This window comes from Microcoleus sp. PH2017_24_DOB_U_A, from assembly GCF_020738205.1.
In the GTDB taxonomy this organism is placed as follows: domain Bacteria; phylum Cyanobacteriota; class Cyanobacteriia; order Cyanobacteriales; family Microcoleaceae; genus Microcoleus.
Genome location: NZ_JAEQCT010000078.1, coordinates 1 through 26,507, shown reverse-complemented (window position 1 = coordinate 26,507; position 26,507 = coordinate 1). Strand labels below are relative to the sequence as shown.

The window sequence follows — 26,507 nt, the reverse complement described above, 5'->3', positions numbered from 1 at the left end:
CGCATTTTGGTATCAGAAGATTGGGTTGGGATAGAATAGAAATAAGGTCTTTGAGTAAAGTCTATGTCGGCTAGGGATGTTTTCCATGAGTCTGTCAAATCCGCTCTTCTGAAGGATAATTGGGTGATTACCCACGATCCGCTGAAGCTAAAGTTTAGCAAAGACGATCGACTCAGGATTGACTTGGGGGCGGAAAAGCTTCTAGTTGCAGAGCGAGGTTTACAGAAGATTGCAGTCGAGGTTAAAAGCTTTCTGAGTGAATCAGCCATGTTTGATTTCCACTTAGCCCTCGGTCAATTTCTGAATTATCGACTAGCACTCAGGAGTCTGGAGCCAGATCGATCGCTCTATTTGGCAGTTCCGATCGCAGCCTATAATTCATTTTTCTGTCGTGCTTTGCCACAAGCGGCTATCGCTGAGTACGATCTGAAGTTGTTGGTATACGACCCTACTAATGAGGTGATTTTGGAATGGATCGATTAGCTAAATATCGGCAGATTGTTCGCACTTTCCTGATGGAATATAGTAAGACTAAACCCATCAATGGCGACATTGAAGTTCAGGTATTATTTGACACCGAACATGACCATTATCAGATATTAGATTTAGGTTGGGACGGTCATAATCGGATTTATAGTTGCCCGATTCACTTAGACATCCGCAATGAAAAAGTCTGGATTCAACGCAATCAAACTGATGAACTGATTGCTGAGGAGTTAGTGCTGATGGGTGTGGCGCGGGAGGATATTGTTTTGGGGCTTCAGCCTCCCTATGCAAGACCATTTACGAGCTATGGAGTTGCTTAGGCTGTTTGGAAAATGCTGTTTTACTCTCGATCGCGCGATCGGCTATAATCAAACAAGATTGCACAATGTGCTTCCTTTTTTCAACTTAACTATTTAGGGATTTTAGTTTGGGATGTAATTATGCTATCGATCGAGCAACTGATGAAAGAAGCTTTATCTTTGCCAAATGCGTTGAGAGCGCAGTTAGCAGAGAGGCTAGTTGAGAGTCTTGAATTTGATATAGACGGAACAGTTCAAAAGTTGTGGACTGCGGAAGCTAAGCAGCGTCGCGATGAAATCCGAAGCGGTATGGTTGAGCCAATTCCAGGAGAAGAAGCGTTAGCTCAGATTAGGCAGATTATAGCACAATGATAGAATTAATCAGATCGCCCTTCAATTAGATTAGTTTGTATAGGGGCGATCGTCTGAATCTATATCTTCTGTTCTTTGGTATTCTGAAAATGATGGAAGTGATACCCGAATGTTGATATCAATTGTTCCTGTATTAGTATCAAAACATATATTTCCGATCTTTACTAATAGCTCATTCGGCAAATAATTCCTTGAGTCAGATTGAACAGATGACTTAGTTTTATATCCTTCTTCCTCTAGCCAGTTAGGAATATTTCTCCAGTTGCCTACTGTTTCATTAGGCACATCTTTAATTTTTTTAAAGTATTGATATAAAGTTTTAGAGACATAGACCTCAACACCCTTGCGACTTTGATGTACTTGGTTAGCTATTTCAGCCGGACTGTAGCCACACAGCAAACCGCGCAAAAAAAGCTTTTCCCGTTCTGTGAGTCCCTTTCTGGCACGAGGAGATACTTGCCACTTGGCTTCTGCCATAGCTTTGTAGAGCCTTTCCAAGTCCCAGTTATTCGCGGCATCGGCAAAAATATCGTCGTTAGATGTCATCGCAGGGCATTGTGGTAAGTTGATAGCTAGAGCCTAACCAAAATTTATAGCTATGGCTAGTTGCTAGCTGGGTATAGCTAGTTTATCATCGTATTAGCTACTCAGATTTAGCTTATTTGGACTAACAAGGCATTATACCCACCCAAAGCTTTGCTAAATCATGCTTTCAGGCTATGTACGGTTAAAAAAATTCAGGGTAAAAGAGGAATTGAGAAATCGTTAGCTTGACAGAGTAAGCTTTTAGAGTTCTTGCTAATTTGCAATAACTTCAGAATTTGTTACTTAAGTAAGTAAGTCAAGATTAATTGCTCCCTTTGCCCGAATGACTAAGTTAGGAGTAGCTAAAGCTGTTTTTCACGGGTTAATCAAATGCCAAATGATTTTGACGATATAGTCGATGGAATTACGGAAGGAGTAATTAGTGCTGCTGCTAGAGGCGTTGGCAGATCAATTGCAAATATGGCAGAAAGAGCCTTTAACGCTCAAGAAGAAGATGAGTTTGTAGAAATCGATTCAGATGGTGTAGTTCGTCCACTCGAACCCAATCAATCTCCAAAAGGAGTGGCACTGCGCGATCCAAAAGGTGAGTATTAGTTGCCTAACCTCAAAAGTAGTTATTAAACAATAATAAATAATGACAAATATTGCGATTAATCGTGGACTTATATTTCTCGAAAATGATTTATCTAGAGATAGGATGGCTGTTGAGAGTGAGAAAATTAAGCGCTACTATCCACAGTTTAATTTTAAAGCATCTAAAGGCTCTATCAAGGCTGTAGAGGGGTATTTAAAGACAGCGGACGAAAACTATTACCGAGTTAGAATAGAAATTCCTTCAAACTATCCTTACAATATGCCATTGATTAAGTTGCTTGAAAGAACCATTGAACCTGATTGTCCTCACAGGTATTCGAGTGGCAATTTATGTGTGATGAAGCCAGAGCAATGGACTTCAAACTATTCATTGGCATATATGGTATCTAAGGCTGCAATCTGGGTTAACAAATATGATGTTTGGCAACGTACTAAAAATTGGCCAGGAAAAGAGCAAGCACATTAATCAATACTTCGGACAGTTTTTCTATGGCCCAATGACTTATCCTCTATGACTTTGAGCCACTGTGGATAATTAAATCAAAGTCATGTCCACCCCTGACTTGCATTTAATTCGACTTTTTCATGATCCTTAGCCTGTAAAGCTTGTAGTATCGTTCCAAGAACTGTCCGGAGTATTGTTAATGAAAGATCAAAATTATTCACTTGAGTTTGATAGAATTAGCTATCTACTTAATCCAGAGATTTTTTCAGATAAGCGGATCACTGTTGTTGGTTTAGGTAGCGGTGGTACACCAGCTTGCGATCACCTTGTAATGAATGGTATTCGGATTTGGGAACTTTACGATCCAGATACTCTAGAACCTGAAAATCTTGTCAAGCATCGTAGAATGCGTAAAGATTTAGGACGACTCAAAGTAGACATACAAAAGGAGTGGATAGAAGACAGAAATCCTGATGTAGAAGTTAAAAATTTTGCAGAGGATGTGATGCAATCTCCGAACTTTATTGAGTCGGTTCGTCGCTCCGATCTGGTTCTTTCTTGTTCAGATAAAAAGAGTGTCAGAGAGTTTGTCAGTGACCAATGTGTGGCAGCAAAAGTTCCTTTTGTAACAGCATCCGTGTTTCGGACAGGCATAGGAGGTGAAGTTTTTGGCTACATTCCAACTCTGACTGGTTGTTACAAGTGTTTACAACTTTTCTCCGAACTCAATCAACTTGACTTATCAGACGAGGTTTTGGGACTTACGGAAGATGAAGAAAGTAGAATTTATGGTCTTGATGAAAAAGAATTTCGTGCATCAGGACTCTCAATTGATATCCAAATGATTGCATTGATTCAAGTTAGGATGGCTCTCTCTATTTTGCTTAGAGAGTCAACTCAGTCCATGCCTACATTAAAAAGTAACTGGATTGTGTATGGAAATAGACCAGCCCCAGGAATATTCCGCAGTCATTTTGAAGCAAAGCAAATGCTTTTAAAACCTCAAAAAGTATGCTACTGCACTAATGTCAATCATCAAATGGAGGATTAATATGTCGGGAGTTTTATCTTGGTTTGGAATAGGTAGATCAGATTATAGGCCTTCTAATCTAGACGTATCAGTTGAAATTTTTGAGACTGTCATTGCCAGAATAAGTCATGCAGTATCAGTTTCTAACCGTGAGGAAGGTGGAAAGTTTATTGGAAAAATTAGTCAAAATGGCAATCATATAAAAATCCGAGTAGAAACTTATATAGACTCTGGGCCTCGTGTCAATAACTCAGTAGGTCACTTGATGCCAGATGGTGAGTATCAAGAAGCAATGTTTCGCGTGTTGGAGACATTTGACCAAGATATTAATTACCTGGGTTCTTGGCATACTCATCACTGCAATGGACTAGCAGAATTGAGTCAAGGTGACATTAGGGGTTATACAGAAACTGTGAATAGCCGTCAATATGATTTGGACTATTTCTTTGCTCTATTGATTACAGATTTGTGTGGCTCGGAACTTCGGAAGCGTTACTACTTATTTGTCAGAAGTCAAGGCTCTGCGGAAATCCCTGATTCTGCCGTACATATTATTAAAGGATCATCACCTTTAGAGCAAATTTTGAAAAGTGCCGAAGAAGCTGCATTTGCTCATCGTAGAAGTCAAGCAAATTTCTATAGAGGTGCTTCTGAACATAGACCTCAGATGGAGGTAGCCACAGATTTTATGCAAAAAATACGGAGTGAAGATAGAGGATGGATTTTGAATAACTTTCCTGCGGCACAGACACTCGAAGCCAAAAGGGATGGAGCTATATATTGGAGGTGGTTAATACCTTTAGATAATGGTGAACTTAACGTTCGTTATCAATATCCTATCTATTCTTCTTCTAAGCCAGCACATTTAGAAATTATCTATGACAGCGAGGAAGTTATCTCAGAAAATATACTATTAAATTCTTCTCGGTTTGAGCAAATTGATAAATATTTAGCTCTGGCAATGAAGAATGCGAAGTCAATAGCATCAAGAAACACAAAATGAAAAAAATAGGGTAGAAGATGAGTTATCTGTTATGTCCCAAATTGTCAAAAGTGCGATCGCCCTTTTCCCCCAAATAACCCAAAGGGCGATCGCCTTACAATCATGTCAAATATATTCAATCCTCCCGATCATTTCTTCAGGCGCATACACTTCATAAATTAAAATCAAACTACGGATAATCTCGCCCACAGAACGAGAATTAGGAGGACAATAGACAATCCCCGGATAATCTGTGGTATCGCTTGCCATAATTAAAAAATCGTCATCGTGAGTTACTATCACGCGCCGCTGTTCGCGAATAAATTCCAGGTGTGACTCGTCGCTTTTAGTCCGCAATCCTGCATCAACTGTTGTTGTAACATCTATGCCGTAACGACGCAAACCGCGCGCAATATTAGAGTCAATATGTTCGTCTAAATGAAAACGAATTTGCTCACTCACCTCTAATTGCCCTCAATTTTTCTTGTAACGGAGATGGTGGACTATTGCGCTTTAATTCTTCCACAATAGCTCGACTTTCAGCAGTGCGACGATCGATTTCTTCTCTCCGATCGTAATAATAGGTCATTGCTGCATGAACCGAGGCAAGTTGCAAATCATACTTGCCCGCGATTTCTTCTATAGACATCCCCATTTTCAGATACATTTCGGCGATGTGTGCTACAGCAATTCGATGGCCCGCAATGCGTGGCTTACCACCAAGTACCCCAGGCGTAATTTCGATATGTTCTGTGATGACTGATTCCTTAGACATCTTAGTTAAAGGCTCTTAATCAGTAATGTTTAAGCTCTTTAATCTTAGCACAAAAGGTTTTTGCAGTAATTTGAGTATGCCGTCAAGCTTATGCTGATCGAGAGTCATAGCTACCTTCGATCGGCATCTATTCTGGTTTTAACCAGAAATCACTCGTTGTCGAAATTCCTTAACTGCTGCGAGGGAATTCGGATATCGGACATATTCCGCCAATAATTCTATATCTAAATTAGGAAGAATTTCGCTGCGATCGATTTGCTCATAACCGCAGGTTTGGACAAATTGAACTGGAATTTCTTCTCTCAGGTAGTAGAGGCTAAAACGTTCATTTTGCCAAAACCAAACCTCTTTAACATTTAACCTTCTGTAAACTTCCAGTTTATTCAGACCACCACTGGTAACAACAACCTCAATTGCCAAATCGGGAAATTCTTTGTCTGTACCAATGCAGTAAGCTTCATCGGGTTCCGTCCCACCTCTTTTTTCCTCTTGCCGCAGGGTTGTAGAACCAAAGGGAAAATAGTCGATATCTGCTTCTAAAAAGTAGATTTCTAAAAGATCTCCAATCCGCGTTTTTCTGTTTTCATGGCGACGGGAAGGTGAGATAATTTCTAAGACTCCATCTAAATATGTGACTCGATATGCCAAACTATCCCCATTTCTGGTGAGTAAGGTTTCGTATTGTTCCCAGTTAATGCGATCGGTAATATAGCGGCATTCGGAATCTTGGCGTTGGAGTGCTTGTTGGTCAAGTAGAGCATTGAGATCGCTTGTCAACATAGTATTACCTCCTTTAGGTTGTCTTGATTATAATGAGAGTTAATGCGATAAATCTTGTTAAAAAAATTTGCCTTAAAAAAGAAGTATTACCTATTGACTAGGCTAGAATTACTGTGGTATATTTTAAATAATGGGAGTGGTAACTTTAATTTTAAAATTGCCACTATTTCCATTATTCAATTGTACTTTCTTTGCGGCCAGAAGTCAAGCATTTAACCCGAAAAAAAAGGGCGATTTTTTTTAATTCACGCAACTAAAATTAATCGACGCCCATTACCAATTCCCCGTTACCGTCAATAACTTCGCCGATCGCAAACGCACCAATTCCCTGAGACTCAAACCACTTCACAGCCTGCTCAACTTCCCGGCGATCGAGCAACAGCACAAAGCCAATACCCATATTAAAAGTATTGAACATATCGGCAGTCGCCACAGAGCCAGCCTCAGCAATCCAGTCAAAAATTGGCAAACTCGGCCAGCTATTGCAGTCAATTTTCACAGATTGATTGGCTCCCAAACAGCGGGGCAAATTTTCCGGCAAACCGCCGCCTGTAATGTGAGCCATACCGTGAATTTCTAAACCGCTCTTAAGGGCTTCGAGGACTGGTTTCACATAAATTGTAGTCGGAGTCAGCAGCACTTCTCCTAAACTTTGGCCGCCCAATTTTTCCGGTTGGGAATTCCAATCAAAACCTAGATCGCCCGCAATTTTTCTCACCAAACTAAAACCGTTGCTGTGCACGCCGGAACTAGCCAGCCCGACAGCCACATCTCCCACCCGTACCTGGGAAGCGTCGAGCAATTTGCTCTTTTCGACAATTCCCACGCAAAAACCAGCCAAATCGTACTCGCCGGCTTGGTAAAAACCAGGCATTTCTGCGGTTTCCCCTCCGAGCAAAGCACAGCCCGCTTGTTTGCAACCGTCAGCAATTCCTGTCACCACCCCAGCTAATTGTTCGGAGTTTAACTTTCCTGTCGCTAAATAATCTAGAAAAAAGAGGGGCTCGGCGCCGGATGTCAGCACGTCGTTGACGCACATCGCCACCAAGTCGATACCTACCGTGTCGTGCCGATCGAGATCGTGGGCCAATTTCAACTTAGTTCCCACGCCGTCAGTGCCCGAAACCATCACTGGCTCTTTTAAACCCTCCGGAACGCTGAAAAACCCGCTAAATCCGCCGAATCCGCCCAAAACTCCCGATCGGTGGGTGCTTTTGACTGTATTTTTGATGCGATCGACAAAAGCTCTGCCCGCCTCAACATCCACACCTGCTGCTCGATAATCCATAAGTCCCCCAAATCCATTTGTAAGTTTTAGTTTATTCCCAAGAGTCAGCCGATTTTGGATTTTGGATTTTGGATTTTGGATTGGGGATTGGGGATTGAGAATTGGGCATTGGGCATTGGGCATTGGGCATTGGGCATTGGGCATTGGGCATTGGGCATTGCGGATTTTGGATTGAGGATTGGGGATTTTGGATTGAGGATTGGGGATTTTGGATTGAGGATTGGGGATTGCCGATTGCGGATTGAGGATTGCCGATTGCGGATTGGGGATTGGGGATTGCCGATTGCGGATTTTAGGCTTCCAGGTAAGCGCCAAGGTTGAACGAGCTCTGGAGCTGGGATCTCGAACAGAAGTATAAAATTTTGCGATCGCAGCAAGTATCCATTTGGGGGCGAACTCAACATTTAATACTTGACAAACAGATTTTTTCAGGCTAATCCTTCGGCAGCCATAAAATACACGAATTTTTTGTAAATTTTTGTAAAAATTTCTGGAATTCTGAAAATGGCTGTAACCACTGCAATTAAAGGACTTTATTAGACAGAGTTCTGAGAAAATTTGAGCAATATTGCTCAAATGTATCGAAACAGCGATCCCCAAGCGCAAAAGTTTGTGGTAGTCTGTTGCAGTTCGTTACCAAAACACAAATTGCAGATCGAGTATTGAGTTGTCAAAGATCGGGGAAGTTTCAGCCAAAATTTTTTTTCGCTGAAGCATTACAGCAAAAACGCACCCGGATACTTTGCTTTGACTCACGGGGGAATAGCGAAGGGATCGAGAAAAATCCTTGACGCCTGCCGCCAAATGGCCAATCCTCCAATCTCGGTTGGCAATGGCTCTTCACAAAAATGGACGTATGAAGGAAAAATTTGTTGGTGGTTTACTCGCTGTCCTGTTAGTTCCTGTGGTAGGAACGGCCTCTTCTTGTCACGCACAAGCGACAGACGCTCTGAAGCCAGACTCTCAGGGCTCCAAGCAGCAAGTAATTGCCACCCAACCGTCCCCGCAGTTAAACGCAACTCGGGCCGAAGCACAAAAAGTTGGACAGTATCAGTACCAAGCAAGAGCTGACATTGACCAAGACTCGATCGTCAAAATTCAGCCCCACGACTTGGAGGGGCGACAAGCAGTGACAGTCTACGTGCGAAACATTCCAGTCATCACCTTTCTGAACCCAAGCCAGGAAACCAACACCAAAATTGGAGAAACTGGCGATCGCAAAGCCAGTGGTAGCAGTCAGTCAAAAGTAGCCGGCACAAAAGAAAATCCCAAAGCCGGAAACACTGCCAGCAATTCCACCAATCAAGAACCAGATCCAATGTGGCGGGCATCTAGCTTAGCAGCAAGACTCAACCAGCTAAACCGCAACAACATCGATCCCAACAGCATTACCGTTAAGTGGGAAAAAGGCGATCGCTACATAATCCAGGCAAACGGCGAGGATTTGGTAAGCATCAACGCTCAAAACATCCTCCCCGACACCACGAGCAACTTCAGCCGAGATGCTCTGCAAGTAACCAATCGCCTCCGCCGACTCCTGGGCAACGCCCCACCCTTGGAAGCAGTCGCAGGCCAACCCCAACCCGAACCAGAAGCCCCCGTGCTATCTTTGGGCCCACTTCAAGTGCGACTCAACGGCTTGGCTTCCTGGTACGGCCCCGGATTTGATGGCAACCTCAGCGCCAGCGGCGAGCGTTTTAACCAAAATGCCTTGACTGCTGCACACCGCCACTTGCCCTTCGGCACTCTAGTCATGGTGCGAAATCTTGACAACGGCCGCTCCGTCGTCGTTCGGATTAACGATCGCGGCCCCTACGTGGGCGATCGGCTGATTGACTTGTCGGCCGGCGCAGCCAACGTGCTCGGAATGATGAGCAGCGGCGTTGCGAGAGTGGAAATCCAAGTAATCGAACCGAAAAAGTAAACAACAGTTGACAGTTGACAGTTGACAGTTGACAGTTGACAGTTGACAGTTGACAGTTGACAGTTGACAGTTGACAGTTGACGACCTCTTGCAAAAATCGGAAAACACCCTGAAATCATCTGCGTTTATCTGTGTTTATCTGTCTGACATCTGCGGTTGAAGGATCGCTCAAAGACTTATGCAAGAAGTCTAATGAATAGTCTGCTTTTAATTTCTCCCTACAAGGGTTGCGGCTTTAAACCAATTCTTTCTGGTAAGGCAGAATACAAAAGTTATCCGAACTGTAGAAAGCAGAAACTAGAATAAAACTTGTCCGGGCTTGAAGTATCTGACATCTTGCACTCGTCGCCATAGTCTCGCGCCCCACCATAGTTTATTTGTTGTGGAACTCGCACGCGAGGCAAGTTGCTAACATTGGTGCCAGATGTCCGATCGAACAAATTCAGACAAATAAATTCTGCATTCTGCCGAATGCCTTCAGGAGATTGTATCGGTGCAACTGTTTACTAGCATTGCAGCACTTCGCTGCTACTTAAATTCACAAAAGTCTGCTGCACCTCACGTGACAGTCGGTTTGGTGCCGACGATGGGAGCTTTGCACGCCGGACATCTCAGCTTGATCCAGCGGGCAAGACAAGACAATGCGATCGTCCTAGTCAGCATTTTTGTCAACCCGCTGCAATTTGGCCCGACAGAAGATTTTCAAGATTATCCCCGAAATTTGGATCGAGACCGGCTGCTGTGCGAACAAGCTGGTGTTGATGCCATTTTTGCTCCCCCAGCAACAGAAATGTTTGGGAACCCAGGGGGCGATCGCACAGCAACCGACAAAACCGCCCAAACACAAAATCAACTTTCATCCTTAACTCAAGTAGTGCCGCCACCCGCGATGACATCGGTGTTGTGCGGCAAGTCTCGGCCCGGTCATTTTCAGGGCGTCGCGACAATTGTGACCAAACTTTTGAGTTTGGTGCAGCCGACAAAAGCTTATTTTGGTCAGAAAGACGCCCAGCAGCTAGCAATTATCCGCAAGCTCGCCTGGGATTTTAACTTGCCTGTAGAGATTGTTGCTTGCCCGATCGTCCGCGAAGAGTCTGGACTAGCAATGAGTTCTCGAAATCAGTATTTAACAACAGAGCAAAAACAGCAAGCCTGCGCCCTCTACCGCGCGCTGGAACAAGCCTCAAAAACTTTTGCTTCAGGCGACCGCACCTGGGCCGCCACACTCGCTGCCGCGCGCGCCGAAGTCGCTGGAGAACCCGAAGTTAAGCTCGAATACGCCGAACTCGTCGATCCCGACACTCTGATGCCGTTGGAGGTGGTGGAAACAGCGGGACTTTTAGCGGTAGCAGCCAGAGTTGGCTCTACTCGCTTGATTGATAATATAATTCTCAGGAACCGCAGGCCAATTGTGGCGATCGATGGCCCGGCGGGGGCTGGCAAATCTACGGTAACTCGCCAAGCAGCAAAAGCTTTGGGCTTGTTTTATCTCGATACCGGCGCGATGTACCGGGCGCTGACTTGGCTGGCTTTGAAAACAAACACGCCGATGTCCGACGAATGTGCGATCGCCGAATTAATTAGTTACAGCTATTTGGAATACAATCTCGATCCCGCATCTTTCATGCTGAAGATTAACGGCGAAGACATAACCGAGGCAATTCGCAGTTTGGAAGTGACATCTCGCGTCTCGGAAATGGCGGCAATTCCCGCTGTGCGCCAGTTTCTAGTAGATGAACAGCGGCGCTGCGGTACAAAAGGTGGGATTGTGGCAGAAGGCCGCGATATAGGAACTAATGTTTTTCCCGATGCGGAATTGAAGATTTATTTGACGGCTTCGGTACAAGAGCGATCGCGCCGGCGGATGTTAGAACTTAAAGACGCCGATCGGGCTAATATTAGTTTGGCCCAGTTAGAACAAGACATCGCTCTGCGGGACTCCAAGGACAGCACTCGCCTGATAGCACCTTTACGGAAAGCTGCTGATGCTGTGGAAATTCAAACAGATAATCTGACTGTTGACGAAGTTATCGATCGGATTGTCGGCTTGTATCAAGAAAGAATCGGCCCTAAAAGTTAATTTGAAGACGCTGGGGCGGGCGATCGGCCCGTAGTGTCAGTTAGCGGCCCGGCTTTTTGGGTCTGAGCCCCTAACTATATAGAATAGAACGTGCAATTAACGGGATTTAACTACCTTCCGGAAGATTGCCACTATTCCCCGTTTTGATCGGTTAGGGGAACTCTCGGTGAAAATTCTTAAACTTGTTAATCCTGCCGGACTTCCCCGCGATCGGTCATTTGCAGTAACATTTCTATGACAATCGCATTTAATACGATCGTCCTGAGTGGATTAACTTGATATCAAAATAAAATCTAGAATTAATTTTCCAAGGTGTGAAGGAGATAATGACGTGACAAATATGAAACGGCTTTTGAGGCGGCAAAAAAAATTAATCGTTGCTTTTCTGGCCGCCGCAGGCAGTTTTTTGCTGGGTGTGACGTTACCAATGAACTTGCGGGCCAATCAACCAGCGCCACCGATGCAGCCACAAGTCTTGGCAGTATCCTCGCCAGAACCAAAACTGATATCTAATGTTAGTGGGATCGCAGGAGCGATCGCCCATCGAGTAGAATCAATCATCCCTACCATCCCAGTTTAAAGGTACCATGCTGCGTCAGGCAAAACTGGACCAGCAGCACAAGGCGATCGCCCTAACATTTGACGACGGGCCCTGGCCGACAACTACTAGACAAATCCTAGAGATTCTCAAGAAAAACAATATTAAGGCTACATTTTTTTGGGTAGGAAGATACCTGCAAACATATCCCGAACTTGGCAAACAAGTTGCGTCAGCCGGTCACGCGATCGGCAACCACACTTGGAACCACCAATACATTAAATATAACGAAGACGGTGCGGCTCGCGAGATCGATCGCACGTCATCATTAATTGAGGAAGTGACGGGGGTAAAAACATCACTGTTTCGGCCGCCAGGAGGCATTTTAAACAATGGCTTGGCAGCCTACGCACAGAAGAAAAATTATGCAGTTATCATGTGGTCTGCTGATTCTTTAGATTGGCGGACTGCGACGCAATCGTTGATGGACAACGTGATGCGGCAGGCAAATTCTGGCGGCATTGTGTTGATGCACGACGGCGGTGGCAATCGATCGAGGACTGTACAAGCTTTGCCGGATATTATTGCTAAACTGAGAAAAGAAGGGTACAAATTTGTAACAGTTCCAGAGTTATTGCAGATGCAAGAACAAGCTTTGAAAAAGCAGGAGACAGCACAAAAATAAAAAATGGGGAAAGTGGCAATTTACACCATTTCCCAGGTTTTTGTAAGTCATATCAATTCCGGCTGCGCCGGAATGATATAGAGGACACTCAAGATGCCGTTTCCCTACCGCGATCAATTGTAAGGACTAAGGCACTCGCGGTGTCCTCCGTTTATATGATTCCGATGAAGAGCGGATTTGATATCATTCGATCTATTTTTTAGAGCAATAGCTGAATGAATAACGAAGAAGTAGCAACCACGCCCGGTTCCACCGGATGTTCTTTTGCTAAAATCATTGCTTTAATTGCCTTCTTCCTCTGCACAAATCGATCGACAATCGCTATGCTGTGGTAATAGAGCATCAGTCCGATCGCTAGGTCGATCGCGTACCAGTCATGACCCAAAGTCTCAGTGAAACAGGCTTGCCTCCCGCATTCCCAGATCACACGCAACTCCCCGAATCTGATGGCACTTTTGTGAAAAATTTCCAAGAGCATCCCCAAAGCATCTTGCTCACAGACTCCCTAGAAATCACACTGCAAAGGCTTCACCCCGACGGACAATATGCGATCGGGCAAGATTGTGGCATCTACTGGCGCGAAACCGACCCACCAGAAAAGGGTGCCGAAGCGCCTGACTGGTTCTACGTCCCCAACGTTGGGCCCCTCGTGGACGGCGAAATTCGTCGCTCTTACGTGATTTGGCGCGAGTATATGGTGCCAATAATTGCGATCGAGTTTGCCAGTGGGAATGGTTCCGAAGAGCGAGACAACACGCCTTTATCCCGTTTACCAGAAGGTACTACTCAGAAACCAGGGAAGTTTTGGGTATACGAACAGATTATCCGCATTCCCTACTACGCCATTTATGTAATTAAAACCAGCCAACTGGAAGTCTACAACTGGGTGAATGGTTGCTATTGCCGATTGGAACCGAACGATCGCGGACATTACCCGATCGACCGTATGGGCATAGAATTAGGCCTATGGGAAGGCAGCTATCAAAATCAGACACAGCGGTGGTTGCGCTGGTGGGATAACCAGGGAAATTTGTTGCTCACCGGAAGCGAGCAAGCTCGACTCGAACGCCTCCATACCGAACAGGAACGCCAGCGGGCGGAAGCTGAGAGTCAGCGGGCGGAAGCTGAAAGCCAGCGGGCGGAAGCTGAAAGCCAGCGGGCCGAAGCTGAGAGTCAACGGGCCGATCGCGCACAGCAAACACAACAAGATGCGATTCCGCAACTGCTGGCAATGGGTTTGACTGTCGAACAAGTCGCTCAGGCGCTTTCGCTGTCGGTGGAGGAGGTGCAGCGTTTGGGATAAAGGGCGATCGGGCTGAGGATATTACCAATTTAGACTGGAATCTAACGGCAAATTTTGCAACTGAGAATTCACCCAATTAGCCGCCGCTAAGCCCGATCGCAAAGCAGCTTCTATTTGACCTTCCCCGCACAAATCTCCCGCACAAACCAAGGGCAAAGTCCCCGCAGCAGGCAAACAAGAAACAGGCAAAGGATTGCGACAAAAAGCATAGCGCCAGCGGTGAACCTGGAGCCATTCCGGCTCTTTCAGCCAAGGGATTAAATGTTCAGAAGCGCGATCGAGCAATTCTTGACCGATAATATTCAAATCAGTAGCTTCTAAAAAGCGATCGGCAAAATTGGCGCTGCTGTGAACCACAAACACAGGCTGCTGGGACTCGCTGCGCTTGCTGCTGTCGAGCCCAATCCAACTTAAATCAGAATCATCGGGAAAAGAAACCGATTTCCACTGCGGATTTAGATTGCTCAAATCAGAATTTCGTTCCGCAGAATAGCCAGCCATAACTGTAATGCAAGCGTCGTATTCTACAGAGCGCAATTTGTCAATAAAATCAGAGGAAAAACCAAGTTCTGCATTCAAAAATATTAAAGCTTGAGGAGCAGGAATTCCCACCACCACAGCCCTAGCAATTAATTCTTGAGGTAGATCTAAATTGTCGTCGGTAACTTCCAGAGAAAGATGCCACATTTCACTCTCAGTACGAGAAATCGCTTTGACTCGGCGGCCGTACCAAATGTCTAAACCCTCTGCGATATACTTACCGACAGCATTCATCCCAGCAGGTGCCACATAACAAGAACTGGGAATCGAAGATATTTCTCCTTCTCGAAATTCTCCCACGCTATCCGTCCAAAGTTTCAGGATCTGGCGATCGACCAAAACATCAATTAACGCCTGCACCGCATCCCCCTGCGGCTCCAAATAGCGGGCCCCGTGATCGGCCCTCGTGCCATGTACGCGGCGAGTAGCGACTCGTCCGCCGGGGCCGCGAGATTTCTCAACAACCGCCACAGAATAGCCAGCCAGACGCAACTGTCGAGCACAAATCAGCCCCGCCATCCCCGCACCGATCGCCACAACATCGAACATAGTTAAACTGTCAGGTATTTTTGATTTACCAATCAGCATAAAGGCTGCGGGGCAAAAGATGCTCTGCACCACGAACATAAAAGGCCAAAGCCGTAGCGGGGCGTAAGCCATCGCCCTCCGCCAGGTAGTAAAATAATCGACAGGTAAGATTAGTTAAAAAAATGTAGCGATCGGCAAGTTCCAAAAGCGCGCTACTCAGCGACAATCTAAAATCTAAAATCTAAAATCTAAAATAGTATGACGGGAGGGCAAAATCTTGGACGAACTCAGAGCAGCACTAGAATTGACAACAGAAGAAGAATTGCAGCAACTAACCGAACTTCTGTTCAGTCGCAAGTTTAACCCTTTAGATTACGTGCAAACCCCCGCACCCCTAGACGTACAAAGCCGCGATCGCGAAGCATGGCTAGACGCCGTAGAACAAAGGTTTCGGTATCTTGCCGCCGACGGGTTGACGGTACTGAGAGGGCGAACCGAACAAGTAACCTACAGACAAGCACTAATTCAAGTTTGCCGCTATCTCAAAATCCCTTATCCCAAACAGTTGTCAACCACCGACTTAGAGGCAGAAGTATTTCTGCATTTAATGGGCCGCACCTGGAAGCGTTTACCGAAAGACGAACAGCAAGCCCTGACAGTCCGCGTACAGCGAGCAATTGTCGATGCTAAACTTTCTGAACCGTTGCCAATTTCTGCTGAAAAAGACCCGCTCGGTTTGCTGTTCAAAGGTGGCAGCGCTTTAGCCGTTAGTTCAATTTTAAAACCCATGTTGCTGAAATTGATGGCCAATCAATTTGCGCTGCACTTTGCTACCTATCAAATGGCCACACAAGTAGCGATCGCAGGGACTGCAACCGCAGCAACCCAGTTTCAAAATTATGTCGCAATTCAGACGGCGCGGCGGGGGATGGCCGTGACTGCGGCTCGTTACGGTGCGACACGGAGCGTGTTTTCATTGCTCGGCCCGGTGATGTGGACTTGGTTTTTAGCAGATTTGGGTTGGCGATCGATTTCTACGAACTACGGGCGCATTATCCCGACCATTTTTGCCTTGGCTCAAATTCGCTTAACGCGATCGGAATGCGTTTGGGAACTAGCATAGCGATTTTGGATTTTGGATTTTGGAGTGAAGAATTGAAGAATTGGGAGTTTGGGTGAATATCAAAAAAACGTGGAAATTAGCTGTAAAACAGACAGCAAAAAATCTTAATTCTCACCTGCAAAAACATCCCGATCGCCGCCTGCAAATCCCTTGGAATTTCGCTCAAATCGGGATGCTAATTTTTCCGACAATTCCAATCTTGGGAGCTTTAGGAATATTCCTGGGATTGGCCGGCACTTGTCAGCAAAAGTTCCGGCAAATCTGCCGCAGCCCGCTGAATCGAGGATTCGCAATTTTGAGTGTGCTGCTAGTCATCACAACGATTTTTGCCAACAACCGTATCGAGGCTGTTTTAGGCTTGTGCAATTTTTGGCCATTCTTTATATTGTTTGCTGCTTTTAGCAGTTTAATTCAAACTCCAGCTCAGTTACGACAATTGTCTTGGATAATAGCAATTAGTGCAATTCCCGTCATAATTTTAGGTTTGGGACAGCAATTTTTAGGTTGGAGCGGCATCGATCAATTGCAGCCTATTTTTGGCTGGGTACTCGAACCGAAAGGCAATCCCCCCGGCCGCATGGCTTCTGTATTTATGTACGCTAATATTTTAGCCGGCTATTTAACAATCGCTTTTATTTTAACACTCGGATTGTGGATGGAAGAACGAGGAAGGAAGAAGGAAGAAGGAAGAGGGAAGAAGGGAGAGGGGGAAAGGGGGAGAGGGGGAGAGGGGGAGACGGGGAGAGGGGGAGAATTGCCCAATTACCAATTACCAATGCCCAATGCCCAATCCCCAATGCCCAATGCCCAATGCCCAATGCCCAATGCCCAATGCCCAATGCCCAATACCCAATTCATATTTTTAAGTTTTGCAGTAGTAGGAAATGCTGTTGCTTTGATTTTTACTAATTCTCGGAATGCTTGGGGATTGGCAGTTTTGGCAGTTTTGGCTTTTGCATTTTATGCGGGTTATAAAAAAATATTAGCTGCGGTTTTTAGTGCAGTGGGTGCAGTGTTTTTGTCGGCGTTTGGCCCGGAACCTTTACGGCAATATTTGCGAATAATTATCCCGGCTTTTTTCTGGGCGAGACTTACGGATGAAATGTTTCCAAATCGCCCGACTGCTACTTTGAGAACTACTCAATGGGAATTTGCTTGGTCGATGGCTCAGCAGCGTCCTTGGACTGGTTGGGGATTGCGAAATTTTACGCCTCTCTATCAAGATAGAATGCACGAATGGCTGGGTCATCCTCACAGTTTGATGCTGATGTTGGCTGCGGAAACGGGATTCCCAACAACGCTTTTGTTATTTGGTTTAGTTGGCTGGGTTTTGGCTAGAGGTGTTTTGCTGTTGGCGAATTGGCAGGTTTCTGCTGTGGATATTAAACAAGAGCAAATAGCAACTCTCGAAGTACCAGAAAATAATTTAGTTCTCAATCAAAATTCAATATCTAGTAGCACAAATCAGGTGGTTTGTCAAGATGTCGAAAATGCCGATCGCCTAATTTTCTTCAGTTATTTATTAGCCTTCGCCGCCTGTACGCTGTTTAACACTGTAGATGTAACTCTGTTTGATTTGCGGGTTAATACGATAAGTTGGGTGTTGTTGGCGGCGATTTGCGGAATCGGGAATAGGGAATAGGGAATCGGGCATCGGGAATCGGGCATCGGGAATCGGGCATCGGGAATCGGGCATCGGGAATCGGGCATCGGGTAATTGACAACAGTCAACAGTCAACAGTCAACTGTCAACTGTCAACAATTATTCCACCGTCACCGACTTCGCCAAATTGCGCGGCTGATCCACATCCAAACCTCGGCGCGCGGCAATGTGATAAGCCAACAATTGCAGCGGAATCACTGTCACAATCGGCGACAACAATTCATCCACCAAAGGCACCGGCAAAACGTGGTCAAAAATATCAGCTTCCGCCGCGCCATGCTTCGGCGTAACGCCAATTAAACGGGCGTCGCGGGCTTTGGCTTCCTGAGCGTTGGAAAGGACTTTTTCGTAGACGCTTCCGGGCATCGCGATCGCCACTACAGGCACTTTAGCATCCAAAAGGGCGATCGGGCCGTGTTTCATCTCTCCCGCCGGATATCCTTCGGCATGAATGTAACTAATTTCCTTAAGTTTCAGCGCCCCTTCCAAAGCAATCGGAAAGTTAATTCCCCGCCCCAAAAAGATAAAATCTTGGGTTTCTGTAAACTGGTGCGACAATTCCTCGACATACTGTTCTTGAATCTCCAAAAACTTCTCGATTTGGGCTGGTAACTGGCGCAAACCCGCAAGAATTTCTGCCAATCTCTCGGTGCTGATGGTTTGCCGCTGGTGCGCCAAATCCAAAGCTAAGAAATAGAAAGCCATCAACTGAGTGACAAAAGTTTTAGTTGCCGCCACCCCGATTTCTATACCAGCGTGGGTGTTGATGATGTGTGGCATCATGTGGGCGATCGAGCTTTCAGTCCTGTTAGTAATGCCCAACATTCGCGATCGAAATTTATCGGTAAAAGCCGCGCGACGCTGCTGTTCCATCCCCAAAGCAGCCAGCGTGTCTGCCGTTTCTCCCGACTGAGTTACCCCAATAATTAAAGTATTTGCTGTCAGTGGTGCGGGCGCGTAACGGTACTCAGAAGCGTACTGCACAGCCGTGGGAATATTAGCTAACTGTTCCAACAAATATTTGCCAATTAGCGAGGCGTGCCAGCTCGTTCCGCAGGCGAGAATGGAAATTTGCTCGACATCGGCACAAAGTTCTGGTGGCAAGTTGAGATTGATGGGAGAGCCTGGATTTCCGGGCTGCCAATCGCTGTCTAAATAAGTCTCCAAACAAGCTCGCACTACGGCCGGCTGTTCGTAAATTTCCTTGTGCATGAAGTGCTTGAAGCCCTGTTTCTCGACAGAAACCGGATTCCAGCCGAGGATGCGCGGAGTTTTTTTCAGCCTTTGTCCTGCAAAGCTATAAACTTCTACTCCCATCGGAGTTAGTCTTGCTAATTCGCCATTTTCGAGGGACAAAACAGCACGGGTGTGAGATATTAACGCTGGCGTGTCGGAAGCACAGAAAAATTCACCTGCACCAAAGCCAATCACCAAAGGAGCTTGCTGTCTGGCGACAATTATTTCGTCTGGAAAATCTGCACAAATCGTGGCGATCGCAAAAGCTCCTTCTAGCCGATTCACCGCCTTTGAAACCACATCCAAAAACGACAACTCAGTAATTTCCTCTGCTGTTGGATCTTGTCCTTCTTCCTTCTTCCTTCTTCCTTCTTCCTTCTTCCTTCTTCCTTCTTGGAAAATTTCAGCTATTAAATGAGGGATAACTTCTGTATCCGTATCCGAGACAAATTTATGTCCCTTGGCTTTCAATTCTTCGCGCAACTCGCGATAATTTTCGACAATTCCATTTTGAACTACGGCAATTCGCCCGCTATTATCTAGGTGAGGGTGAGCGTTATATTCTTCTGGTTTGCCGTGAGTTGCCCAGCGGGTGTGCCCGATGCCGATGGGAGCGGGAGAGTCTATCTCTGCTAGCTTTTCCCGGAGGTTGTGCAATTTGCCTTTTGCTCGGATGCAGGTAATTTTTCCTTCGGAGATGGTAGCGAGGCCTGATGAATCGTAACCCCGGTATTCCAGTTTCTCCAATCCTGATAGCAAAATCTCGCTTGCTGCTTGCGTGCCGATATAACCAACGATTCCGCACATTTAAGGTAATTCTCCTGCTTAGCGATCGCGATAAAACCCAATTTTTATCATTTTTACACCAGTTGCAAAAAAGAATGCAACTGTAGGGAAGATCCCAACCATGATACTCAGTCGATTTTAGATTGTAGATTTTAGATTTGACTTGCAACTTTGAATTTGGAAGCTGGAACTAGGATCTAACTGAGATCTTGCACGCCTTGTCAATAAGAGGATTTTTCGTGGGGTCGGGCGGGTTTATAGAACCTGTTTGCTACCTTTAAGGCTACTGGCGAACCCGCCCCTACGGCTAATTGAGAATGGTGCAAGATCTCAGATCTAATATTTTGCTTTTGATCCTGACACTCGCGTCGGGGGCTTGTGTCCGTTTGTTGCCGATCGTCGAAAATCCCAAATCCCAAATCCCAAATTGTATTACCTTCTTCCTGTCGCAGAATGCAGATTCCGCGACAAAAAGAGAGGGGGCAATTTAATCGCCCCCTCTCCTGTGCCCGTAACTCGATCGACAGTTCGATCGATATTTAGTAAGCTAGACCCATACTGCGAGTGGTTTCTGCTCCCAGGTAAACCCGGATGCTCAGAAAATCGGTAGGACAAGCTGTTTCGCAACGTTTGCAACCGACACAGTCTTCTGTGCGGGGAGACGAGGCAATCTGAGCCGCTTTGCAGCCATCCCAGGGTACCATCTCCAAAACGTCAGTCGGACAAGCGCGGACGCATTGAGTGCAGCCGATGCAGGTATCGTAGATTTTGACTGAATGAGACATTGAATAAAGGCTCCCAACGAGTCACTAAAAATTTGCGGGCTCTGCGAGTTAAAAGATTTGACGGCGAGGTACCACCGCTTATGCCTGCACAGAGAATTAAAGGTTAGTCTACCGCAGTGCTTGGAAGCACTTCGCGAAAAAGCGACAAAACTTCACAGTCGATCGTAGGTTCGTAGTGAGGACTTTAGTCCTATCCGAGTTAGAAAGGACTAAAGTCCTCACTACGAACTTTAGAAAAACTAAAACCCTAATTTTTCTAACACGGGCTTAGTTGAAACAATATGCCGATCGAGTCCCAGTTTTTTGGGCTCCACACCCAAAGCCAAAGCCATCAATTGTGGCAGATGCAGCACAGGCAAACCCAATTTTCGCCCGATTACTTTTTCCACCTCCGGCTGCCGCGAATCCAAATTTAAATGACAAAGCGGACAAGGAGTCACCATGCAATCAGCACCATTGTCAAGCGCATCTACAATATGTTTGCCGGCCATCTGAAAAGATTGGTTAGTGGCATAACTCGCCAGAGGCCACCCGCAACACTGCGTCCTTCCGCGATAATAAACCGGAGTTGCCCCGATCGCCCGAAACACATTTTCCATCGATTCCGGTTGGTGCGGGTCGTCGTAAAGCAGCTTATCCTGGGCTCGCAGCAGATAACAGCCGTAAAAAGCCGCGCACTTCAAACCCGAAAGCTTGTGAGTGACTCGCTTTTGGACTTCCTCCAAACCGTAATCAGCAACGATCGCCCACAGGAGATGTTTCACCTCGGTACTGCCTTGATAAGGCGAACAGCCTTGTTTTTCGAGTAAACCGTTGACTTTTTCGAGGTAAGGTCGATCGGTCTTTTGGGATTCCTTGAGGCGATCGTCCACATGACCGATTACGCCTTGACAAGTGCTGCAATGTGTGAGTAAAGGCAGATTTAGTTGCTCAGCCAAGGCAATATTGCGGGCATTGACAGTATCTTCCAGCAACTGCGAATCTTCCTTGAAAGTGCCAGAACCGCAGCAGGAAGCCTTTTTAAGTTCCACGAGTTCAATGCCCAAGGCTTGAGTCAGCGCTTGAGTAGACAGGTAAAGTTCGCGGGCGGCCCCTTGGGCGACGCAACCGGGAAAGTAAGCATATTTGAGATTTGGGGATGGCATAATTGTTTCTGCTGGGAACACAAGGCAAGGGACAAGACAGAAGAGCGATCCTCTTCGAGGGCTGCGCTAACGAAGTTGGGATGCTTCCTCTCCATATCCTTACCCAGTTTTAAACGATTATGAGTCAATCGTTGAGGCGGGTAGCTATTAACCAACACGATCTAGCCCAGAGTATGTTGGTCAACTTTAGTCTCCTTCCCTGCAATCACCTCAACCGTGCGGAATCCCAACACCGCCAATAGATTTTTCTCAGGGAGTTTGATGGGAGTAGGTTGCTCGCCATTACCAGGGGCGGGTAGAGGAAAAGCCGTCGCCGCAGCGGTGTGGAAGCGAATATTGCCTTCGGTATGCTCAATTACTTGATGGATGTGACCCGTCAATACTGTGACCGACGCAAAGCGAGATAGCAGCGAAAGCAACTTGGCAGAATCAGCAGTTGCCCATCCCCATTTAGGATAAAGGTCATATAGGGGAAGATGGCTGAAAACAACGAGAGGCGTATCCTGTTTCTGTGCTGCCAAATCTTTCGCCAGCAAGTCCAGTTGCGCCTGACCTAGTTTACCTGTTCCAGTCTCCCCAAATTCCAGCACATTGGTCAAAGAGACAAAGTGTATTCCCGCCTGATCCCAAACCTGTAAACCTTCCCTGACATCCTTTCGGGGAAAGGCTTCCTCGTAGGCTTTGCCCCGATCGCCGATCGTATCGTGTTCTCCTGGTAGAGTAAACAACGGGACTTTTAATTGAGAAAGCAGTTGTTTCGCGCGATCGAATTCTTCTGGTTTAGATAAATGGGAAATATCACCCGTGTGCATCACAAATGCTGGCGGAGTGGGTAAAGCATTAATCGCATCGATCGTTTTCTGAAGCGTGTCGGTAACATGGTCATTTGCCGGTTTGTTGAAACCGATGTGCGTATCGCTAATTTGAACGAAGGAAAACGGTGCAGCCGTGGATGATTTTTGAGCATTTGATTCTCCTACCTGACAAGCAGTCAATAAGCCATTAGAATTGACTGCCCACACGATTCCTAATCCTGTCCAGCTAACGTGTTCGATAAATTTTCTGCGTTGCATGAGTGTTCCTCTGGTTAGTTTTCGATCGGTTTTTCTAAGGTGTGACTGTCAGCGTTCCTTTCATAAAAGGGTGAACTGCACAAATGTAGGGATAGGTTCCTGGTTTTGTGGCGGTGTAGTTCCAGGTTTGATCGGTATCCAGTCCTTTAGAGTTGAAAGCACCATCCATAGATGTTGCTGTGTGGGGATCTTCATCAAGATTGATAAATTGAACAGTTTTACCAACTGCGATCGTCAAATTCGCTGGCTCAAATTTGAAATTACTAATTTTGACCGTGACATCGGCAATTTGTTGGCTAGCCGGGGATTTTGCCGGAGTCTGACTGGGAGTTGCTTTGGGTTGATCTTTCATCACCATTGGTTGATTCGTTGCCTGATGGTTCGGACTACAGGATGACAACGACAACATAATAACCAGGAATCCACTGGCAATTGCCATGAAAAAATAAGCAATATATTTCACGATCGATCTCCTATCTGCCTCGGTTGATGGCGTTTGGTAAATAATCCGGTCATACTGATTCCAGTAGCCACTAAGCAAATCAAACCCAACCCATTCAAAATTGGCATGATTGCATCAAGTTTGAAGATTTGAAATGTATGAACAGAGATTAAAAAAGCAGCGAGTCTTGCTTGATGTAGCCATGTATCCGCGATCGCAATGCTAATGCCAGTTAGAGCAGTGAAAAGTAGTGGCAAACAAAAGAATGTGGCAATCATCCGATGGTACTTGCGAAAATCTTTTTTCATCATTTTAGTTTCGTGTAATGGTATGGAAACGCCTTATAATTTGAGTAGGAGAGGCAAATTCCTTGAGAGCATTCCGTATTTGCAAATATATCGGTAGGGGCGAAGCACCTGACGGCCGTAAATCTCTGGTTTTTACCAATAAATTGTCTGTCGGTATGCTTCGCCCTTACACTTAAATTTGGGATGTTCCATTATTTTGTCTGCTGGCAGTCTATTTGCAAAATTGGGATGATCCTTCTTCCTTCTTCCTGCTTCCTGCGGTTATAAATCCGGCGGCTTGTCACCAAATTGCTTGCGGTCAAAAAGAAGAAGGACTTTGTTAATTGCCATACTGGCAACGATTTAAACCCTCAGAATACTCAAACAAACTCACCGTACCTGATGATGGGAACAGATAGCGACAGTATTCTGGGCTAATATCCTTAACGTTGATTTCGTTATCTTTTTGAGTCTTTGTCGAGGCTTGAGACTGCTGCATTTGCGGAGAGATGGCTTGAGGGGTTTCTGGTTGAGATTGCTGCGTCTCTGGAGAGATGTCTTGAGGGTTTTCTGGTTGAGAAGCTTCTACTTGAACGCTATTCTTTTGGTTGAGAGCGTCAAAGCGATGATTGGCAAAAGCTGTGCTTTGTAATCCTGCGACTGTAGAGATAGTTAATAAAGTCGCAAACGTGATTTTGTGGAAGTTCATAGTTTTTCAGGGATTTAGTTGCAAACGCTCCCTGGGAAGAATGCTAACCAGGCTATTTGCTTGTCTGTACTATGAAGACGACTGCGGATCAATTTTGGATTTGAATTCTGTAAAATTTCTTACTAAACTGCTGTGCGCGGTTTGTTCGGCTTGAGACATTAGCTAATGTCAACGGATCGGATCGAAATCACCACTTCGACAAAAAATCGATGCTAGACTCATCCAATTAGCTCGATCAATCGTTTTATAAATGACAGGAAGTTTGCTCTATGCTCAAAAAAAGTTGTTACATCAGGGTTGGCACTCATACTGCAAGAGGCATCGGGCATTTTTGCAGAGAAATTAACCTCGGTCTACTTACCTGAATCTATGCCGTCGAGTTCTCCCGATCGCAATTTCTCAGAGCCTTTAACTCCCAGTGATGCCACACTATTGGATAGCCTGAAGGCAAAGCAACCAGAGGCATTAGGGTGTCTCTACGATCGCTATGGCAGCGTGGTGTATGGAGTAGCGCTAAAAGTGTTACAAAGCCAGCAGGAAGCCGAAGACTTGACACAGGAAATTTTTCTGTCGCTGTGGCAGCGTCCGATCGATCCTGCTAAACACGGTCATTTGGTGCGCTATCTAATTGCCATGACTCGATCGCGGGCGATCGACAAATTGCGATCGCGCAGTCGTATCCTTAATTTGGTGCAACGTTGGGGGCAGAACGTCACCGCTGCAACCCCCGCGCCTACTCCGTTTGAGGAGGCTGTTTTCAATGAGCGATCGCAGCAAGTGCGACAGGCATTGACCCAGCTTTCAGAACAGCAACGGCAGGCGATCGAACTAGCCTATGATGCTGGACTCAGCCAATCAGAAATTGCCCAACAACTGGATAAACCCCTGGGAACCGTGAAAAGCTGGACTCGCCAGGGACTCGTCAAACTGAAGCAACTTTTACAGGATTCAATTGACTTATGACCAATAATTTCTTGATAGTGCAAGCCCCCGGATTTATCCGTGGAATCAATCGAAAATCCTTGCATCCTCAAGCCCCCGAATTTATCCCTGGGGTAAATCCAAAATCCAAAATCTAAAATCTAAAATCTAAAATCGAATGACTGAATCTCTGACTCCCGAAGCAATCGAAATCTTGGCAGCAGGCTATGTCATCGGCGATCTCGATCGCGCCGAAGTAGAGGTATTCGAGCAAATGTTGGCAGAAAATCCAGCATTAGTGACAGAAGTGAAGCAGCTTCAGGCAACCTTAGACCAAGTTGTTTACAGCTTAAACAGCGTTGAACCGCCTCCTCATCTCCAATCTGTCATCCTGGCTGCCGCTACCACGACTTTCCAACCCTCCCAACAAAAACAGTCTCGACTCCCCTGGCGCACCGTCATGGGTGGTGTCGCGGCACTTCTGATTCTGTATTTAGGAGTAGATAACTATCGCTTGCGACAGGATTTCCGCATGGCTCAAGATATCAATACCCTACTGCAACAGTCCCAGACGCAACTTTTCTCTCTCAAGGCTGTGAATGCGTCGGATACTGCTGCGGGTAGCTTTGTGGTGAATCTAGGAAAACGGCAGGGGATTCTAGCCGTGCAAAATCTGGTGACTCCACCCAAAGGTAAAGTCTATCGACTTTGGGCGATCGCGGATGGCGAAAAAATTCCCTGTGGCACTCTAAAAATTAATTCCCAGGGAAAGGTGCTAGATAAATTCTGGATGCCTGCCGACTTTTATGACGCAGGTATTTCCGGGTTATTCGTGACGTTGGAATCGTCTGAAACTAGCCGTTATCCCACCGGAGCGATCGTGATGCAGAGTAACTCAACTAACAAGATCTAACCTCAGGAACTCATGATCTGTTCAAAACCTTGCCTAGTAAGTCTTTCAACTTGTTTTTCACCAGGTCAAAGAGTTTATGCGCCCAGGACTAAGGAATGAAAATTTAATAACTTTAGCGTTTGTTAAATAATCGGCACTGCACGATAATTCCATTTTGGCAGATATTCATCAAAAATAATTTTCATTGTTTCTTTAAATCCATTAGCTACTTTTCGACCAGTTTCATAGA

The 26,507-nt window shown here is 45.8% G+C and carries 31 protein-coding genes; 17 read left to right on the top strand and 14 right to left on the bottom strand.

Annotation, left to right across the window (positions count from 1 at the left end; translation table 11 throughout):
* Positions 1-63 precede the first annotated feature (63 nt).
* The 3 genes from JGK07_RS21830 (at position 64) to JGK07_RS21820 (ending at position 1,157) form a co-directional block, all read left to right on the top strand.
* Positions 64-483: an element excision factor XisH family protein gene (locus JGK07_RS21830; protein WP_293196703.1), complete on the top strand. Its 420-nt coding sequence runs from the start codon at positions 64-66 to the stop codon at positions 481-483.
* Positions 471-806 carry a XisI protein gene (locus JGK07_RS21825; protein ID WP_293147098.1) on the top strand — a complete coding sequence of 112 codons (336 nt, stop codon included), beginning with the start codon at positions 471-473 and terminating at the stop codon, positions 804-806. Before JGK07_RS21830 ends, JGK07_RS21825 begins: the two co-directional genes overlap by 13 nt.
* A gap of 120 nt (positions 807-926) precedes the next feature.
* Entirely contained in the window at positions 927-1,157 is a 231-nt protein-coding gene (locus JGK07_RS21820; RefSeq protein WP_293192906.1) for an addiction module protein, read from the top strand.
* A 30-nt stretch (positions 1,158-1,187) separates the two neighbouring features.
* Here the strand turns inward: JGK07_RS21820 and JGK07_RS21815 are convergent, their stop codons facing one another.
* Entirely contained in the window at positions 1,188-1,703 is a 516-nt protein-coding gene (locus JGK07_RS21815) for a LuxR C-terminal-related transcriptional regulator (RefSeq protein WP_293192904.1), read from the bottom strand.
* A 369-nt stretch (positions 1,704-2,072) separates the two neighbouring features.
* Here JGK07_RS21815 and JGK07_RS21810 point away from each other — a divergent pair, with 369 nt between their 5' ends.
* From JGK07_RS21810 to JGK07_RS21795, 4 genes are all read left to right on the top strand, one after another.
* Positions 2,073-2,297, top strand: coding sequence for a hypothetical protein (locus tag JGK07_RS21810; RefSeq protein ID WP_293192902.1), 225 nt, complete (start codon positions 2,073-2,075; stop codon positions 2,295-2,297).
* A gap of 40 nt (positions 2,298-2,337) precedes the next feature.
* The gene (locus tag JGK07_RS21805; RefSeq protein ID WP_293192899.1) at positions 2,338-2,763 is read left to right on the top strand and encodes a ubiquitin-conjugating enzyme E2; all 426 of its coding nucleotides are present in this window, start codon (positions 2,338-2,340) and stop codon (positions 2,761-2,763) included.
* 178 nt (positions 2,764-2,941) lie between these two features.
* Entirely contained in the window at positions 2,942-3,793 is an 852-nt protein-coding gene (locus JGK07_RS21800) for a ThiF family adenylyltransferase (protein WP_293196704.1), read from the top strand.
* A gap of 1 nt (position 3,794) precedes the next feature.
* Complete coding sequence (locus JGK07_RS21795) at positions 3,795-4,775, top strand: hypothetical protein (protein WP_293192895.1); 981 nt, start codon at positions 3,795-3,797, stop codon at positions 4,773-4,775.
* 105 nt (positions 4,776-4,880) lie between these two features.
* Here JGK07_RS21795 and JGK07_RS21790 read toward each other — a convergent pair whose 3' ends face one another.
* The 4 genes from JGK07_RS21790 to purM all read right to left on the bottom strand — a co-directional run bounded on the left by JGK07_RS21790 (position 4,881) and on the right by purM (position 7,597).
* Positions 4,881-5,216, bottom strand: a complete 336-nt coding sequence (locus tag JGK07_RS21790) for a DUF5615 family PIN-like protein (protein WP_293196705.1) — start codon at positions 5,214-5,216, stop codon at positions 4,881-4,883.
* Entirely contained in the window at positions 5,209-5,529 is a 321-nt protein-coding gene (locus JGK07_RS21785) for a DUF433 domain-containing protein (protein WP_293196706.1), read from the bottom strand. The genes JGK07_RS21790 and JGK07_RS21785 overlap by 8 nt, the downstream gene beginning before the upstream one ends.
* Before the next feature lie 138 nt (positions 5,530-5,667).
* A complete protein-coding gene (locus tag JGK07_RS21780; RefSeq protein WP_293242654.1) occupies positions 5,668-6,309 on the bottom strand; it encodes a Uma2 family endonuclease in 642 nt (213 codons plus the stop codon).
* 259 nt (positions 6,310-6,568) lie between these two features.
* Complete coding sequence (gene purM, locus JGK07_RS21775; protein WP_293225253.1) at positions 6,569-7,597, bottom strand: phosphoribosylformylglycinamidine cyclo-ligase; 1,029 nt, start codon at positions 7,595-7,597, stop codon at positions 6,569-6,571.
* A 54-nt stretch (positions 7,598-7,651) separates the two neighbouring features.
* Here purM and JGK07_RS21770 point away from each other — a divergent pair, with 54 nt between their 5' ends.
* The 5 genes from JGK07_RS21770 to JGK07_RS21750 all read left to right on the top strand — a co-directional run bounded on the left by JGK07_RS21770 (position 7,652) and on the right by JGK07_RS21750 (position 12,824).
* On the top strand, positions 7,652-7,918 hold the full coding sequence (locus JGK07_RS21770) for a hypothetical protein (RefSeq protein ID WP_293185425.1): 267 nt from the start codon (positions 7,652-7,654) through the stop codon (positions 7,916-7,918).
* A gap of 535 nt (positions 7,919-8,453) precedes the next feature.
* On the top strand, positions 8,454-9,521 hold the full coding sequence (locus JGK07_RS21765; RefSeq protein ID WP_293242652.1) for a septal ring lytic transglycosylase RlpA family protein: 1,068 nt from the start codon (positions 8,454-8,456) through the stop codon (positions 9,519-9,521).
* Between the two features lie 493 nt (positions 9,522-10,014).
* Complete coding sequence (locus JGK07_RS21760) at positions 10,015-11,601, top strand: bifunctional pantoate--beta-alanine ligase/(d)CMP kinase (RefSeq protein ID WP_293242650.1); 1,587 nt, start codon at positions 10,015-10,017, stop codon at positions 11,599-11,601.
* Positions 11,602-11,932: 331 nt separating this feature from the next.
* Complete coding sequence (locus JGK07_RS21755; protein WP_293291041.1) at positions 11,933-12,181, top strand: hypothetical protein; 249 nt, start codon at positions 11,933-11,935, stop codon at positions 12,179-12,181.
* 7 nt (positions 12,182-12,188) lie between these two features.
* Entirely contained in the window at positions 12,189-12,824 is a 636-nt protein-coding gene (locus JGK07_RS21750; RefSeq protein WP_293291039.1) for a polysaccharide deacetylase family protein, read from the top strand.
* A 199-nt stretch (positions 12,825-13,023) separates the two neighbouring features.
* Here the strand turns inward: JGK07_RS21750 and JGK07_RS21745 are convergent, their stop codons facing one another.
* Positions 13,024-13,209: a hypothetical protein gene (locus tag JGK07_RS21745; RefSeq protein ID WP_293185421.1), complete on the bottom strand. Its 186-nt coding sequence runs from the start codon at positions 13,207-13,209 to the stop codon at positions 13,024-13,026.
* Between JGK07_RS21745 and JGK07_RS21740 the strand changes: the two genes are divergently transcribed.
* Positions 13,201-14,127, top strand: coding sequence for a Uma2 family endonuclease (locus tag JGK07_RS21740; protein WP_293242648.1), 927 nt, complete (start codon positions 13,201-13,203; stop codon positions 14,125-14,127). The genes JGK07_RS21745 and JGK07_RS21740 overlap by 9 nt on opposite strands.
* A 21-nt stretch (positions 14,128-14,148) precedes the next feature.
* Here the strand turns inward: JGK07_RS21740 and JGK07_RS21735 are convergent, their stop codons facing one another.
* Complete coding sequence (locus JGK07_RS21735; protein ID WP_293242666.1) at positions 14,149-15,216, bottom strand: FAD-dependent oxidoreductase; 1,068 nt, start codon at positions 15,214-15,216, stop codon at positions 14,149-14,151.
* A gap of 256 nt (positions 15,217-15,472) precedes the next feature.
* Between JGK07_RS21735 and JGK07_RS21730 the strand changes: the two genes are divergently transcribed.
* Together JGK07_RS21730 and JGK07_RS21725 are read left to right on the top strand one after the other, a co-directional pair.
* Positions 15,473-16,318 carry a YaaW family protein gene (locus JGK07_RS21730; protein WP_293185418.1) on the top strand — a complete coding sequence of 282 codons (846 nt, stop codon included), beginning with the start codon at positions 15,473-15,475 and terminating at the stop codon, positions 16,316-16,318.
* A gap of 52 nt (positions 16,319-16,370) precedes the next feature.
* A complete protein-coding gene (locus tag JGK07_RS21725; protein WP_293242646.1) occupies positions 16,371-17,960 on the top strand; it encodes an O-antigen ligase in 1,590 nt (529 codons plus the stop codon).
* A gap of 120 nt (positions 17,961-18,080) precedes the next feature.
* Here the strand turns inward: JGK07_RS21725 and glmS are convergent, their stop codons facing one another.
* The 7 genes from glmS to JGK07_RS21690 all read right to left on the bottom strand — a co-directional run bounded on the left by glmS (position 18,081) and on the right by JGK07_RS21690 (position 24,444).
* Positions 18,081-20,024 carry a glutamine--fructose-6-phosphate transaminase (isomerizing) gene (gene glmS, locus JGK07_RS21720; RefSeq protein ID WP_293192880.1) on the bottom strand — a complete coding sequence of 648 codons (1,944 nt, stop codon included), beginning with the start codon at positions 20,022-20,024 and terminating at the stop codon, positions 18,081-18,083.
* A 518-nt stretch (positions 20,025-20,542) separates the two neighbouring features.
* Entirely contained in the window at positions 20,543-20,788 is a 246-nt protein-coding gene (gene psaC / locus JGK07_RS21715; protein WP_015175986.1) for a photosystem I iron-sulfur center protein PsaC, read from the bottom strand.
* Positions 20,789-21,027: 239 nt separating this feature from the next.
* On the bottom strand, positions 21,028-21,933 hold the full coding sequence (locus JGK07_RS21710) for a CoB--CoM heterodisulfide reductase iron-sulfur subunit B family protein (protein ID WP_293205760.1): 906 nt from the start codon (positions 21,931-21,933) through the stop codon (positions 21,028-21,030).
* A gap of 161 nt (positions 21,934-22,094) precedes the next feature.
* Positions 22,095-23,006 (bottom strand): metallophosphoesterase, encoded by a 912-nt coding sequence (locus JGK07_RS21705; RefSeq protein ID WP_293192878.1) that lies wholly within the window; start codon positions 23,004-23,006, stop codon positions 22,095-22,097.
* Positions 23,007-23,040: 34 nt separating this feature from the next.
* Complete coding sequence (locus tag JGK07_RS21700) at positions 23,041-23,358, bottom strand: cupredoxin family copper-binding protein (protein ID WP_293192876.1); 318 nt, start codon at positions 23,356-23,358, stop codon at positions 23,041-23,043.
* Positions 23,359-23,465: 107 nt separating this feature from the next.
* Positions 23,466-23,759 carry a peptidase gene (locus tag JGK07_RS21695; RefSeq protein ID WP_293192874.1) on the bottom strand — a complete coding sequence of 98 codons (294 nt, stop codon included), beginning with the start codon at positions 23,757-23,759 and terminating at the stop codon, positions 23,466-23,468.
* A gap of 316 nt (positions 23,760-24,075) precedes the next feature.
* Positions 24,076-24,444, bottom strand: a complete 369-nt coding sequence (locus JGK07_RS21690) for a hypothetical protein (protein WP_293225241.1) — start codon at positions 24,442-24,444, stop codon at positions 24,076-24,078.
* Between the two features lie 369 nt (positions 24,445-24,813).
* Here JGK07_RS21690 and JGK07_RS21685 point away from each other — a divergent pair, with 369 nt between their 5' ends.
* Positions 24,814-25,407 carry a sigma-70 family RNA polymerase sigma factor gene (locus JGK07_RS21685; RefSeq protein ID WP_293192869.1) on the top strand — a complete coding sequence of 198 codons (594 nt, stop codon included), beginning with the start codon at positions 24,814-24,816 and terminating at the stop codon, positions 25,405-25,407.
* A gap of 136 nt (positions 25,408-25,543) precedes the next feature.
* Positions 25,544-26,278: an anti-sigma factor gene (locus JGK07_RS21680; RefSeq protein WP_293192866.1), complete on the top strand. Its 735-nt coding sequence runs from the start codon at positions 25,544-25,546 to the stop codon at positions 26,276-26,278.
* The last annotated feature ends 229 nt before the right edge of the window (positions 26,279-26,507 follow it).

Bases quoted from the DNA above. Each gene is read 5' to 3' on its own strand.
- JGK07_RS21830 (WP_293196703.1), top strand. From the start codon at position 64: ATGTCGGCTAGGGATGTTTTCCATGAGTCTGTCAAATCCGCTCTTCTG.
- JGK07_RS21825 (WP_293147098.1), top strand. From the start codon at position 471: ATGGATCGATTAGCTAAATATCGGCAGATTGTTCGCACTTTCCTGATG.
- JGK07_RS21820 (WP_293192906.1), top strand. From the start codon at position 927: ATGCTATCGATCGAGCAACTGATGAAAGAAGCTTTATCTTTGCCAAAT.
- JGK07_RS21815 (WP_293192904.1), bottom strand. From the start codon at position 1,703: ATGACATCTAACGACGATATTTTTGCCGATGCCGCGAATAACTGGGAC.
- JGK07_RS21810 (WP_293192902.1), top strand. From the start codon at position 2,073: ATGCCAAATGATTTTGACGATATAGTCGATGGAATTACGGAAGGAGTA.
- JGK07_RS21805 (WP_293192899.1), top strand. From the start codon at position 2,338: ATGACAAATATTGCGATTAATCGTGGACTTATATTTCTCGAAAATGAT.
- JGK07_RS21800 (WP_293196704.1), top strand. From the start codon at position 2,942: ATGAAAGATCAAAATTATTCACTTGAGTTTGATAGAATTAGCTATCTA.
- JGK07_RS21795 (WP_293192895.1), top strand. From the start codon at position 3,795: ATGTCGGGAGTTTTATCTTGGTTTGGAATAGGTAGATCAGATTATAGG.
- JGK07_RS21785 (WP_293196706.1), bottom strand. From the start codon at position 5,529: ATGTCTAAGGAATCAGTCATCACAGAACATATCGAAATTACGCCTGGG.
- JGK07_RS21780 (WP_293242654.1), bottom strand. From the start codon at position 6,309: ATGTTGACAAGCGATCTCAATGCTCTACTTGACCAACAAGCACTCCAA.
- purM (WP_293225253.1), bottom strand. From the start codon at position 7,597: ATGGATTATCGAGCAGCAGGTGTGGATGTTGAGGCGGGCAGAGCTTTT.
- JGK07_RS21765 (WP_293242652.1), top strand. From the start codon at position 8,454: ATGAAGGAAAAATTTGTTGGTGGTTTACTCGCTGTCCTGTTAGTTCCT.
- JGK07_RS21750 (WP_293291039.1), top strand. From the start codon at position 12,189: ATGCTGCGTCAGGCAAAACTGGACCAGCAGCACAAGGCGATCGCCCTA.
- JGK07_RS21740 (WP_293242648.1), top strand. From the start codon at position 13,201: ATGACCCAAAGTCTCAGTGAAACAGGCTTGCCTCCCGCATTCCCAGAT.
- JGK07_RS21735 (WP_293242666.1), bottom strand. From the start codon at position 15,216: ATGTTCGATGTTGTGGCGATCGGTGCGGGGATGGCGGGGCTGATTTGT.
- glmS (WP_293192880.1), bottom strand. From the start codon at position 20,024: ATGTGCGGAATCGTTGGTTATATCGGCACGCAAGCAGCAAGCGAGATT.
- psaC (WP_015175986.1), bottom strand. From the start codon at position 20,788: ATGTCTCATTCAGTCAAAATCTACGATACCTGCATCGGCTGCACTCAA.
- JGK07_RS21710 (WP_293205760.1), bottom strand. From the start codon at position 21,933: ATGCCATCCCCAAATCTCAAATATGCTTACTTTCCCGGTTGCGTCGCC.
- JGK07_RS21705 (WP_293192878.1), bottom strand. From the start codon at position 23,006: ATGCAACGCAGAAAATTTATCGAACACGTTAGCTGGACAGGATTAGGA.
- JGK07_RS21700 (WP_293192876.1), bottom strand. From the start codon at position 23,358: ATGAAAGATCAACCCAAAGCAACTCCCAGTCAGACTCCGGCAAAATCC.
- JGK07_RS21695 (WP_293192874.1), bottom strand. From the start codon at position 23,759: ATGATGAAAAAAGATTTTCGCAAGTACCATCGGATGATTGCCACATTC.
- JGK07_RS21690 (WP_293225241.1), bottom strand. From the start codon at position 24,444: ATGAACTTCCACAAAATCACGTTTGCGACTTTATTAACTATCTCTACA.
- JGK07_RS21685 (WP_293192869.1), top strand. From the start codon at position 24,814: ATGCCGTCGAGTTCTCCCGATCGCAATTTCTCAGAGCCTTTAACTCCC.
- JGK07_RS21680 (WP_293192866.1), top strand. From the start codon at position 25,544: ATGACTGAATCTCTGACTCCCGAAGCAATCGAAATCTTGGCAGCAGGC.